This is a genomic window from Enterobacter sp. Cy-643, from assembly GCF_011752815.1.
Lineage (GTDB): Bacteria > Pseudomonadota > Gammaproteobacteria > Enterobacterales > Enterobacteriaceae > Cedecea.
Genome location: NZ_VWWV01000001.1, coordinates 97,631 through 109,421 on the forward strand (window position 1 = coordinate 97,631; position 11,791 = coordinate 109,421).

Annotated in this window: 10 protein-coding genes; 6 read left to right on the plus strand and 4 right to left on the minus strand. The window is 57.0% G+C overall.

Features of this window, described 5'->3' with window-relative positions; translation table 11 throughout:
• Positions 1–28: 28 nt before the first annotated feature.
• From hisS to der, 4 genes are all read left to right on the plus strand, one after another.
• The gene (hisS, locus tag F3J29_RS00480; RefSeq protein WP_166862161.1) at positions 29–1,303 is read left to right on the plus strand and encodes a histidine--tRNA ligase; all 1,275 of its coding nucleotides are present in this window, start codon (positions 29–31) and stop codon (positions 1,301–1,303) included.
• A 35-nt stretch (positions 1,304–1,338) separates the two neighbouring features.
• A complete protein-coding gene (locus F3J29_RS00485; RefSeq protein ID WP_166862163.1) occupies positions 1,339–1,959 on the plus strand; it encodes a YfgM family protein in 621 nt (206 codons plus the stop codon).
• A gap of 10 nt (positions 1,960–1,969) precedes the next feature.
• Positions 1,970–3,151 carry an outer membrane protein assembly factor BamB gene (bamB, locus tag F3J29_RS00490; RefSeq protein ID WP_039296126.1) on the plus strand — a complete coding sequence of 394 codons (1,182 nt, stop codon included), beginning with the start codon at positions 1,970–1,972 and terminating at the stop codon, positions 3,149–3,151.
• Between the two features lie 123 nt (positions 3,152–3,274).
• Entirely contained in the window at positions 3,275–4,780 is a 1,506-nt protein-coding gene (gene der, locus F3J29_RS00495) for a ribosome biogenesis GTPase Der (protein ID WP_166862165.1), read from the plus strand.
• A gap of 52 nt (positions 4,781–4,832) precedes the next feature.
• Here the strand turns inward: der and biuH are convergent, their stop codons facing one another.
• From biuH to F3J29_RS00510, 3 genes are read right to left on the minus strand one after another with little or no spacing between them, the layout of a single operon-like run.
• Positions 4,833–5,540, minus strand: coding sequence for a biuret amidohydrolase (gene biuH, locus F3J29_RS00500; protein ID WP_166862167.1), 708 nt, complete (start codon positions 5,538–5,540; stop codon positions 4,833–4,835).
• Positions 5,533–6,843 carry a purine-cytosine permease family protein gene (locus F3J29_RS00505; RefSeq protein ID WP_166862169.1) on the minus strand — a complete coding sequence of 437 codons (1,311 nt, stop codon included), beginning with the start codon at positions 6,841–6,843 and terminating at the stop codon, positions 5,533–5,535. The genes biuH and F3J29_RS00505 overlap by 8 nt, the downstream gene beginning before the upstream one ends.
• Positions 6,836–8,284 carry an amidase gene (locus tag F3J29_RS00510; protein ID WP_166862171.1) on the minus strand — a complete coding sequence of 483 codons (1,449 nt, stop codon included), beginning with the start codon at positions 8,282–8,284 and terminating at the stop codon, positions 6,836–6,838. Before F3J29_RS00510 ends, F3J29_RS00505 begins: the two co-directional genes overlap by 8 nt.
• A gap of 259 nt (positions 8,285–8,543) precedes the next feature.
• Here F3J29_RS00510 and F3J29_RS00515 point away from each other — a divergent pair, with 259 nt between their 5' ends.
• The gene (locus F3J29_RS00515; RefSeq protein WP_166862173.1) at positions 8,544–8,765 is read left to right on the plus strand and encodes a zinc ribbon domain-containing protein; all 222 of its coding nucleotides are present in this window, start codon (positions 8,544–8,546) and stop codon (positions 8,763–8,765) included.
• A gap of 5 nt (positions 8,766–8,770) precedes the next feature.
• Here the strand turns inward: F3J29_RS00515 and xseA are convergent, their stop codons facing one another.
• Positions 8,771–10,156 (minus strand): exodeoxyribonuclease VII large subunit, encoded by a 1,386-nt coding sequence (xseA, locus tag F3J29_RS00520; RefSeq protein ID WP_166862175.1) that lies wholly within the window; start codon positions 10,154–10,156, stop codon positions 8,771–8,773.
• 160 nt (positions 10,157–10,316) lie between these two features.
• On the opposite strand from xseA, the gene guaB reads away from it, so the two are divergent.
• Positions 10,317–11,783 (plus strand): IMP dehydrogenase, encoded by a 1,467-nt coding sequence (gene guaB, locus F3J29_RS00525; protein ID WP_166864831.1) that lies wholly within the window; start codon positions 10,317–10,319, stop codon positions 11,781–11,783.
• The last annotated feature ends 8 nt before the right edge of the window (positions 11,784–11,791 follow it).

Below are 11,791 nucleotides of genomic sequence, written 5' to 3' on the forward strand. Positions count from 1 at the left end.
TTTTTTGTATATAAAGCAGAGAACAAACGTGGCAAAAAATATTCAAGCCATTCGCGGCATGAACGATTACCTGCCGGGCGAAACCGCCATTTGGCAGCGTATTGAAGGCATTCTTAAGCAAGTGCTCGCGAGCTACGGTTACAGCGAAATCCGTTTGCCGATTGTAGAGCAGACCCCGTTATTCAAACGCGCTATCGGTGAAGTCACCGACGTGGTTGAAAAAGAGATGTATACCTTTGAGGATCGCAACGGCGACAGCCTGACCCTGCGTCCTGAGGGCACCGCGGGCTGCGTGCGTGCCGGTATCGAACATGGTCTTCTGTACAATCAGGAACAGCGTTTGTGGTACATCGGGCCGATGTTCCGCCACGAACGTCCTCAGAAAGGGCGTTACCGCCAGTTTAATCAGCTGGGTGTGGAAGTGTTTGGCCTGAACGGCCCGGATATCGACGCCGAGCTCATCATGCTGACGGCCCGCTGGTGGCGTGCGCTGGGTATTGACCAGCACGTAAGCCTGGAGCTGAACTCTATTGGTTCTCTGGAAGCGCGTGCTAACTACCGCGATGCGCTGGTTGCTTTCCTGGAGCAGCATGAAGAGAAGCTGGATGAAGACTGCAAACGCCGCATGTACAGCAACCCGCTGCGCGTGCTGGACTCTAAAAATCAGGACGTTCAGGCTCTGCTGAACGACGCGCCTCAACTGGGCGATTACCTGGATGAAGAGTCTCGCGAACACTTCGCCGGTCTGTGCCAGTTCCTGGATGCCGCCGGCATTGCTTACACCGTTAATCAGCGTCTGGTTCGCGGCCTGGATTACTATAACCGCACCGTGTTTGAGTGGGTGACCAACAGCCTGGGCTCTCAGGGTACCGTGTGTGCCGGTGGCCGCTACGATGGTCTGGTGGAGCAGCTTGGTGGGCGCGCGGCGCCAGCGGTTGGCTTTGCTATGGGCCTCGAACGCCTTGTTTTACTTGTTCAGGCGATTAATCCTGAATTTAAAGCAGAATCCGTTGTCGATATGTACCTGATATCTTCAGGTCAGGGAACGCAGGGCGCGGCAATGCTGCTGGCTGAAAAGCTACGTGACCAGGTACCAGCCCTGAAATTGATGACAAACTACGGCGGCGGTAACTTCAAGAAGCAGTTCGCTCGTGCCGACAAGTGGGGCGCTCGCGTTGCACTGGTGCTGGGTGAAGATGAAGCTGCTAAAGGCGAAGTCGTGGTTAAGGATTTACGCACAGGTGAGCAACAAAACGTCGCACAGGCCGATGCTGCCGCCCATCTGCAGGCGTTACTGGGTTAATCCCCCGGTGATTATTCGTTAAGGAGAAGGACTGCGTGGAAGTTTACGAGAACGAAAACGATCAGATGGAAGCGGTCAAACGCTTCTTTGCGGAAAACGGCAAAGCGCTGGTAGTCGGGGTTGTGCTGGGTATCGGCGCTCTGGTGGGCTGGCGTTACTGGAACGGCCACCAGGACGACTCCATGCGTGAAGCCTCGCTGGCTTACCAGAATGTGACCAGCGCGGTGAAAGCAGACCAGCCGCAAACGCTGGAAGCGGTTGAAAAATTTGCCGCTGAGAATAAAAACACCTATGGCGCGCTGGCGGCATTAGAGCTGGCGCAGCAGTTTGTGGATAAAAACGAGCTGGATAAAGCGGCTACGCAGCTGCAAAACGGCCTTAGCAGCACCAAAGACGCGAACATGCAGGCGCTGATCAATCTGCGTCTGGCTCGCGTTCAGATTCAGCAGAAACAGGCTGATGCCGCGCTGAAAACCTTGGATAGCGTGAAAGGCGAAGGCTGGGTAGCGATGGTTGCCGACCTGCGCGGCGAAGCGCTGCTCAGTAAAGGGGATAAGCAGGGCGCTCGTGATGCGTGGAGCAAAGGTTCACAGACCAATGCTTCTCCGGCCCTGCGTGAAATGATGCAGATGAAAATCAATAATTTGTCCAGCTAAGAGGGACCCGATGCAATTGCGTAAACTATTTGTGCCTGGGCTGCTCTCTTTGACGCTGCTCAGCGGCTGCTCCCTGTTCAGCGGCGAAGAAGATGTGGTTAAAATGTCCCCGCTGCCAACGGTGGAAAACCAGTTCACTCCGGAAAAAGCGTGGAGCACGTCCGTGGGTGATGGAATCGGTGATTTCTACTCTAACCTGCATCCGGCCTGGCAGGGCAGCACCATCTATGCCGCTGACCGTCGTGGTACCGTGAAAGCACTTAACGCGGACGACGGCAAAGAAGAGTGGAAGGTCGATCTCTCTGAGAAAACCGGCTTCTTCTCCAGCAATATCCCGGCTCTGCTGTCTGGCGGCCTGACCGTTGACGGTGGCCACGTTTATGTCGGCACCGAAAAAGCGAAAGTCTTCGCCCTGAATACCTCCGACGGCAGCATTGCCTGGCAGGCAAAAGTGGCTGGTGAAGCGCTGTCTCGCCCGGTCGTGAGCGACGGCGTAGTGCTGATTCATACCAGCAACGGTATGCTGCAGGCGCTGAACGAAGCTGATGGCGCGGTCAAATGGAGCGTTAACCTCGATATGCCTGCGCTGTCACTGCGCGGTGAATCGGCTCCGGCCACCGCCTTTGGCGCCGCGATTGTCGGCGGAGATAACGGCCGCGTAAGCGCCGTGCTGATGCAGCAGGGCCAACTTATCTGGCAGCAGCGTATCTCCCAGGCGACTGGCGCGACAGAAATTGACCGCCTGAGCGACGTGGATACCACGCCGGTTATCGTGAATGGCGTGGTGTACGCGCTGGCTTACAACGGCAACCTGACGGCGCTGGATCTGCGTTCCGGCCAGATCATGTGGAAACGTGAGATGGGCTCGGTGAACGACTTCATCGTGGACGGGAACCGCATTTATCTGGTGGATCAGAATGACCGCGTTGTGGCGCTGAACGTAGACGGCGGCGTGACGCTGTGGACGCAAAGCGATCTGCTGCACCGCAACCTGACCGCGCCAGTGCTGTACAATGGCTACCTGGTCGTTGGCGACAGCGAAGGCTACATGCACTGGATCAACAACGATGATGGGCGCTTTGTTGCCCAGCAGAAAGTGGACAGCTCCGGCTTCCAGACGACGCCAGTGGTTGCCAGCGACAAACTGCTTATCCAGGCAAAAGACGGCACGCTGTACGCCATCAAACGCTAAACTTGTCGGATAATCGTCACGTTTGAAACGGTTCCCGTAGTTCGGGAGCCGTTTTGGCTTTTTAAAAACAGCCGAAAATTGACGCTGTTTTATTAATAAATTTTGAGTAATGAGGCTTTTATAATGGTACCTGTGGTCGCGCTTGTTGGGCGCCCTAACGTCGGTAAATCGACCCTGTTTAACCGCTTAACGCGTACCCGCGATGCGCTGGTTGCGGATTTTCCGGGGCTGACTCGCGATCGCAAGTACGGTCGTGCGGAAGTCGAAGGCCGCGAGTTTATCTGTATTGATACCGGCGGTATCGATGGCACGGAAGACGGTGTGGAAACGCGCATGGCCGAGCAGTCGCTGCTGGCGATTGAAGAGGCGGATGTTGTGCTGTTCATGGTGGATGCACGTGCGGGCCTGATGCCTGCCGATGAAGCCATCGCTCAGCACCTGCGCTCCCGCCAGAAGCCAACTTTCCTGGTGGCGAACAAGACCGACGGTCTTGACCCGGACCAGGCGGTGATTGACTTCTACGCTCTGGGTCTCGGCGAAATCCACCCGATTGCGGCTTCCCATGGCCGCGGCGTGACCACCCTGCTGGAACACGTTCTGGTGCCGTGGATGGATGATATCGACCCACGTGAACAGCCGGAAGAGATGGACGAAGACGAAGCCTACTGGGCCGCGTTTAACGCCAAAAACGGCATTGTGTCCGACGACGAAGAGTTTGAGGAAGAAGAGGAAGAAGAAGCCTTCAACCCTCAGGATCTGCCGATTAAGCTCGCTATCGTTGGCCGTCCTAACGTAGGTAAGTCCACGCTAACTAACCGTATCCTCGGCGAAGAACGCGTGGTCGTTTATGACATGCCGGGCACCACTCGCGACAGTATCTATATCCCAATGGAGCGCGATGAGCGTGAATTCGTGCTGATTGACACCGCGGGCGTGCGTAAGCGCGGGAAAATTACCGACACGGTTGAGAAGTTCTCGGTAATCAAAACCCTGCAGGCGATTGAAGATGCGAACGTTGTGCTGCTGGTTATTGACGCCCGCGAAGGCATTTCCGATCAGGATCTCTCGCTGCTGGGCTTCATCCTGAATAGTGGGCGCTCACTGGTTATCGTGGTTAACAAGTGGGATGGCCTGAGTAACGAAGTTCGCGAGCAGGTGAAAGAGACGCTGGACTACCGTCTGGGCTTTATCGACTTCGCCCGTGTGCACTTCATCTCCGCTCTGCACGGCAGCGGCGTAGGTAACCTGTTCGAATCCGTGCGTGAAGCCTACGACAGCTCCACGCGTCGCGTAAGCACCGCGCTGCTGACCCGCATCATGAACATGGCGGCAGAAGACCATCAGCCGCCGTTGGTTCGCGGTCGCCGCGTTAAGCTGAAATACGCGCACGCCGGTGGTTATAACCCGCCAATCGTGGTGATTCACGGCAACCAGGTGAAAGACCTGCCGGATTCCTACAAGCGCTACCTGATGAACTACTTCCGCAAATCGCTGGATGTTATGGGGACGCCAATCCGCATTCAGTTCAAAGAAGGGGAGAACCCGTTCGCCGGGAAACGTAATACCCTGACGCCGAACCAGATGCGTAAGCGTAAGCGCCTCATCAAGCACATCAAGAAAAGTAAGTAAGTGATAACCGGTGCGCCCACATGTTATAAGCGTGAGCGCGCCGGTTTAAGCATCACACCGCCAGTGTTGGCGAGCGATGACTTAATCCTTCCAGTAATACCTCTGAACTCGCCACCGCCCCAAAAATCCCTCCCTGCATATGAATCATGCTCAGCGCCGCTTCGTGATGCTTTAATTCCGTGGCCGCACAGCAATCGGCCAGTACCAGGCATTCAAAACCGCGATCGTTAGCTTCACGCAGCGTGGTGTGCACGCAAACATCCGTCGTGATACCACTCAGAATCAGGTTGCGGATCCCCCGGCTGCGCAGGATTAGCTCTAAATCGGTGGCATAAAATGACCCTTTGCCCGGCTTATCAATAATCACTTCTCCCTCAAGCGGGGCCAGTTCCGGAATGATTTCCCAGCCCGGCTCTCCACGCACAAGGATACGGCCGCACGGGCCCTCTGCGCCGATTTCTGCGTGCATACGCTTCGAGCGCCAGCGCTTATTCGCCGGCAGATCGCTTAAGTCCGGGCGGTGCCCTTCGCGGGTATGAATAATGGGAAAGCCCAGCTCACGCATCCGCGCTAAAACGCGCTGGAGTGGTTTTATCGGCGCGCGCGTCAGCGCAATGTCATAGCCCATGCTGTCGACATAGCCGCCTTTGCCGCAGAAATCGGTCTGCATATCTACAATTATCAGCGCTGTGTTGCTGGGGCTGTAATGACCATCAAAAGGCCAGGCGTAGGGCGTTGAATTTAGCGTGTAATCAGGCATTTTTTCCCTCCATAATGCTCGCTGGCGCTTCGCTTTTGACTTTCATTATCAGGGTGTAGCTGATGGCCGCTGTGACCAGGCCAATGACCGCTTCGCCAAACTGCGGAAACAGCAGGTGGGCGACTACCGCGCACAGGCTGCCGATAGCCCAGGCCGTAAAGGCGCTGCCGCGCATACGGCTTGTTTTGCGGTGTTGGCTAATTTTGGCCATAAAGATCAAATCAACGATCATCACCGCGCCAAACGGCGGTACGACAATGCCGAGCAGGCTCAGCCATTCCAGGAAGTAAGACCACACGCCCGCTAATGCTAGCACCCCGCCCGCAGCACCCAGAATAAGCGTCCAGAGCCGCATTTTGCTGTGGAAAAGATGGCTGTAGCCCACGGCGCCGTTGTACAGGCAGTGTGTACATACGGAGCCAAGGTTAATAAACACAAACAGGCAGGCGATGGCAGACAGAATTTCTCCGTGCCCCATCAGAATCGGCAGGAAGTTTCCACCGTTACTTGCCGGGTCAACGGCTGCGCCGACCGCCACGATAACCACGCCGAAAAGATAAGAAATGACGTTGGCGACGGGGAAGGCCGAGAATGCAGCTATGACGGCAGATTTCCCGTTTTTTGACCAGCGGGTGAAATCTGCGGTCATGGTGCCGGAATCGGCAAAGCCCGCCACAACCATAGTGACTGCGGTGCCCATGCTCATGGTGCCTATGGCGGCAGGGCTGCCGTGCCATTGAAGGACGGCGCTAAAATCATGCTGCTGGCTAATCAGCCACAGCGCCACCAGGCCAAGCACCACAAACAGCGGGGCGGCAATCATTCCCAGAATCGACAGGGCCCGCACGCCCAGAAACGTCACTCCGGTATAGAGCACGATGGCGAACGCTGTCACCGCCAGCGCGTTCCAGCCGAAGGTCTGATTGATTACTGTGCCCGTAAGACCGGTCTGGAAGGCGTACCAGCCAATTACCACCGTGGAAAGAAAACCAGAAACCAAAATATAACCTTTGGTGCCGAAGGTGCGTTTGGCCTGTAGAGCGAAATTCATGCCCGTTTGCCCGGCAAACCAGCTGAGGGAACCCACATAGGCAAACAGCACCAGGTTACCCAGCAGAATGGCGATAATGGCAGGCCAGAAGCCCAGCGACCAGGTAATGATGCCGCCAAACAGCGCATTGGTGAGGATCATCGGGAAGCCAAACCACACGGCCGAAACAGACCCGGTGGAGTGGCGATGGCTGAGCGGCACGGGTTCGTGCTCAAATTCCTGCTCCAGGGCAGGGGATGATTTCTTATTCATGGACAACTCCGAGTGAAGCAGGGCTGATGTGATTCCATGGTTGAATGCGCTCGAAAGCGGCGCTTGCCGCGAGCACCAGGCCATCATCCAGATGACGACCCACGATTTGCAGCCCGACGGGGAGGCCGTCAGAGGTAAAGCCTGCGGGCACTGAAGCGGCCGGCTGGCCGGTGAAGTTGAAAGGGAAGCAGAACGAAAGCCAGTGGTCGCTTCTGACCATGCGTCCGTCTATGATTTCCGGGCCCTGCATGTTGAGCGGAAACGGCGGCACGGCGAGCGTGGGGGAAAGCAGCAGATCGTAGCGCTGCATAAAACGCCAAAGCTGATTGCAGATTTTTTTGCGCTGGGTGTTGGCGTCGGTGAAGGTTTCGGCCCGCCAGTCGTGCTGCAGCATGGCGCTCAGGTGCGGCGACATGCGCTGTCCCAGTTCGGCCTGCATTTTGCGCATACCCGTCAGGTCGCTTTCAAAGGCGACAAGGGCGGAGAAGGTCGCGGCCTCATCGGCAATACCGGGGTCAACCTCTTCCAGCTCAGCACCCAGCTCACGTGAAAAACGATGCGCCGCTTCCGTCGTTATCCGGCGAACTTCGCTGTCTACCGCGACGTAACCAAAATCGGCGCTAAAGGCGATGCGAAGGCCGCTTAAGGGCTTTTCTAACGATGCCAGCCAGTCAACGTCAGAGCAGGGAATTGAGTGGCGGTCGCGCATGTCCGGGCCTGCCAGCAGCGACATCATCAGGGCGGCATCCCGCACGGTGCGGGTCATCGGGCCAATGTGCTCTAACGACTCCCAGCTGGAGACACCCGGGTAGCGTTCATCGCGGCAGCCGGGCCAGAGCGGGACTCGTCCCATAGAAGCTTTCAGGCCGTAGACGCCGCAGTGGGCGGCCGGAATGCGCACCGAGCCTCCGCCATCGCTACCGAGCGCTATGGGGCACATTCGGGCGGCGAGCGCTGCGCCAGAACCTGCGCTGGAGCCGCCCGGTGTTTTGCTCAGATCCCAGGGGTTGCGCGGGGACGGAAACAGAGGATTATGCCCCACGCCGCTGTAGCCGAATTCTGGGGCGGTCGTTTTGCCCAGCAGGATGGCATCCGCAGCCAGCAGACGCTCCACGGCAATATCGTCTTCTTCCGGGACAAAGTCCTGGTAGGCGACAGAGCCTGAGGTAGTTTTCACCCCTGCAGTACAAATCAGGTCTTTCACCGCCAGAGGAACGCCCGCCAGCGCGCCTAAGGGCTGCCCGCTGGCGCGCTTCGCGTCGACCGCGTCAGCCTGAGCAAGAGCCAGCTCCGGCGTCGGGGTACAAAACGCCTGAATCAAGGGCTCACGTGCCTGCTGGCGGTCAATGGCTGCCTGAGCAACTTCCCGGGCTGAAACCTCGCCACAGCGAATCAGTGCGGCCAGCGCAGTGGCATCTTTATCTAACAGCTCATCAAACATGAAAATCCTCCCCGATTGACCACGTAAAGGGAGTAATTCAATTATCATGCCAATGACTTCAAAAAATTGAAGGTTCCAGCTACGGCGCTATCTGGGATACCAGTCTGGATACAAGTGCTCATCCACGAAGGAAGACGCTGGGCAAAAACGGTGCATTAATGCGCTAACTTTGCCAGTCTTTTGCTCAATAGCGGAATGAGTCCATCTTAACGTTATGGGTATATAATGGGGCTCATTAATGATTTAGCGGGAGGAAAGGATGATGGTGAATTGCCCGGCGTGTAAAAGCGAACTGAAACAAACGGACGATGGGGCACACTGCGATGCCTGCGGGAAGGACTTTCGCCTGGAAGCGGTTTGTCCGGACTGCCATAAGCCGCTGCAGGTGCTGAAAGCGTGTGGGGCGGTGGATTATTTCTGCCAGAACGGCCACGGCCTGATTTCTAAAAAGCGCGTGGAGTTTGTTCCCGCCGCGCTCTGAATGGTTTATTCGTCTTTCGCCGCGGGCTTGCGCTTACGCGGCGCTTTCACCGGTTTGATGCCCGTCACCTGACTTTCAACCCAGCCGTCATCCAGGCGCGTGGTTAGCGTGTCCCCGGACTTCACCTGTTTGGTTTTCTTCAGCACTTTGCCGTCTTCGGCGGTGGTCACGCTATAGCCGCGCGCGAGCGTCGCCAGCGGGCTGACGGCTTCCAGCTGTGCCAGCGCGGTACCAAAGCGTTGTTTCGTCTGGCTCAGCTGAGCGCTTACTAACTGCGACAGGCGGTATTCCAGCTGCTGTAAGCGAGACTGGGCGCGATGAATACGTGGCTGCGGCTGCTGCTGGTTAAGGCGCTGGCTAAGGCGCAGCTGCTGCTGACTCGCCCGGCGCATTTTGCCGTCCATTGCCACGGTCAGACGCTGGCGCAGGCGCTCGAGTGTGGTTTGCTGGCGGGCTAAACGCAGCTGAGGATGCTGCTGCTGCAGGCGGTGGTGTAGCTGGGTAAACCGCCGTGAGCGCTGGGCGAGGTAATAGTCCATTGCCATTTCCATACGCTGCTGCTGGGACTGGATTTGGCGCAGTAACTCCGTCTGATTGCGGCTGACGATTTCCGCCGCGGCGGACGGCGTTGGTGCACGTAAATCAGCGACAAAATCGGCGATCGTGACGTCAGTTTCATGCCCTACGGCGCTAACGACGGGGATCTTGCTTGTGAAAATTGCCCGGGCAACTCGTTCATCGTTAAAGCTCCACAGGTCTTCCAGCGAGCCGCCGCCGCGCCCGACAATCAGCACATCACATTCGTCGCGCAGATTGGCAAGCTCAATGGCGCGCACAATTTGCAGCGGGGCGTCTGCGCCCTGAACGGCCGTTGGGTAAATGATGACCGGCAGCGACGGATCGCGACGCTGTAATACGTGCAGTACATCATGCAGGGCTGCCCCGGTTTTAGAAGTAATCACGCCGACCTGGCGAGCCGGAGCGGGCAGGGACTGCTTGTGTATTGGGTCGAAAAGTCCTTCGGCACTCAGCTTCTGCTTCAACTGCTCATACTGCTGCTGTAACAGCCCTTCACCGGCGGGCTGCATGCTTTCGACAATAATCTGGTAGTCGCCGCGCGGTTCGTAAAGAGTGATATTAGCGCGCACTAACACCTGCTGCCCGTGCTGTGGGCGGAAGGTCACGCGGCGGTTACTGTTCCGGAACATCGCGCAGCGTACCTGGGCGGTATCGTCTTTGAGTGTGAAGTACCAGTGGCCGGAAGAGGGCTGGCTAAAGTTAGAGATTTCGCCGCTGATCCAGACTTGCCCCATTTCCTGCTCGAGCAGCAGACGCACCGTCTGGTTCAGGCGAGAAACGGTATAAATTGAGGGAGAGTTTTGCGTCGACATGTGAGCTGGATCAAATTCTAAATCAGCAGGTTATTCAGTCGATAGTAACCAGGAGGGCGGGGATGGCAAGCATTATTTGCAAAAAAGTGTGGATGCAACCGATTACGCTCTGTATAATGCCGCGGCAATATTTATTAACCTCCAGGTAGAGATATTGCCCATGCTACGTATCGCCAAAGAAGCCCTGACGTTTGACGACGTCCTCCTCGTGCCCGCTCATTCCACCGTTCTGCCGAATACCGCTGACCTCAGCACTCAGCTGACCAAAACAATTCGCCTGAATATTCCAATGCTCTCTGCGGCGATGGATACCGTAACGGAAGCGCGTCTGGCTATCGCCCTGGCACAGGAAGGTGGCATCGGCTTTATCCACAAAAACATGCCTATCGAGCGCCAGGCTGAAGAAGTCAAACGCGTGAAAAAACACGAAAGCGGCGTGGTAACAGACCCGCAAACCGTGCTGCCGTCTACCACCCTGCGTGAAGTGAAAGAACTCACCGAGCGCAACGGCTTTGCCGGTTACCCGGTAGTGACCGAAGAAAACGAACTGGTGGGCATCATCACCGGCCGTGACGTGCGCTTTGTGACCGACCTGACTCAGCCTGTTAGCGTGTACATGACTCCGAAAGAGCGTCTGGTGACCGTGAAAGAAGGCGAAGCCCGCGACGTCGTGCTGTCTAAAATGCACGAAAAGCGCGTTGAAAAGGCGCTGGTTGTGGATGCTGGTTTCCACCTGCGCGGCATGATCACCGTGAAAGACTTCCAGAAAGCAGAACGTAAACCTAACGCCTGTAAAGATGAGCAGGGCCGTCTGCGCGTTGGGGCTGCGGTTGGCGCAGGCGCAGGCAATGAAGAGCGCGTTGATGCGCTGGTCGCGGCCGGCGTTGATATTCTGCTGATTGACTCCTCCCACGGCCACTCCGAAGGCGTTCTGCAGCGTATTCGTGAGACCCGTGCTAAATATCCTGACCTGCAAATCATCGGCGGTAACGTTGCCACCGCTGCTGGTGCTCGTGCCCTGGCAGAAGCTGGCTGCAGCGCGGTTAAAGTCGGTATCGGTCCAGGCTCCATCTGTACCACGCGTATTGTTACCGGCGTCGGTGTGCCGCAGATCACCGCCGTGGCTGACGCGGTTGAAGCGCTGGAAGGCACCGGTATTCCGGTTATCGCTGACGGCGGTATCCGCTTCTCTGGCGACATCGCGAAAGCGATCGCCGCGGGCGCAGCAGCCGTTATGGTTGGCGGCATGCTGGCAGGTACCGAAGAATCTCCGGGCGAAATCGAACTCTACCAGGGCCGTGCGTTCAAATCCTACCGCGGTATGGGTTCTCTGGGCGCGATGTCCAAAGGCTCTTCTGACCGTTACTTCCAGACCGACAACGCCGCAGACAAACTGGTACCGGAAGGTATCGAAGGTCGCGTAGCGTACAAAGGCCGTCTGAAAGAGATCGTTCACCAGCAGATGGGCGGCCTGCGTTCCTGTATGGGCCTGACCGGCTGTGGTACTATCGACGCGCTGCGCACCAAAGCAGAATTCGTACGTATCAGCGGCGCGGGCATCCAGGAAAGCCACGTTCACGACGTGACGATCACCAAAGAGTCCCCGAACTACCGTATGGGTTCTTAATCTTTATG

Bases quoted from the DNA above. Each gene is read 5' to 3' on its own strand.
- F3J29_RS00515 (WP_166862173.1), top strand. From the start codon at position 8,544: ATGATGGTGAATTGCCCGGCGTGTAAAAGCGAACTGAAACAAACGGAC.
- der (WP_166862165.1), top strand. From the start codon at position 3,275: ATGGTACCTGTGGTCGCGCTTGTTGGGCGCCCTAACGTCGGTAAATCG.
- xseA (WP_166862175.1), bottom strand. From the start codon at position 10,156: ATGTCGACGCAAAACTCTCCCTCAATTTATACCGTTTCTCGCCTGAAC.
- guaB (WP_166864831.1), top strand. From the start codon at position 10,317: ATGCTACGTATCGCCAAAGAAGCCCTGACGTTTGACGACGTCCTCCTC.
- F3J29_RS00505 (WP_166862169.1), bottom strand. From the start codon at position 6,843: ATGAATAAGAAATCATCCCCTGCCCTGGAGCAGGAATTTGAGCACGAA.
- biuH (WP_166862167.1), bottom strand. From the start codon at position 5,540: ATGCCTGATTACACGCTAAATTCAACGCCCTACGCCTGGCCTTTTGAT.
- bamB (WP_039296126.1), top strand. From the start codon at position 1,970: ATGCAATTGCGTAAACTATTTGTGCCTGGGCTGCTCTCTTTGACGCTG.
- F3J29_RS00510 (WP_166862171.1), bottom strand. From the start codon at position 8,284: ATGTTTGATGAGCTGTTAGATAAAGATGCCACTGCGCTGGCCGCACTG.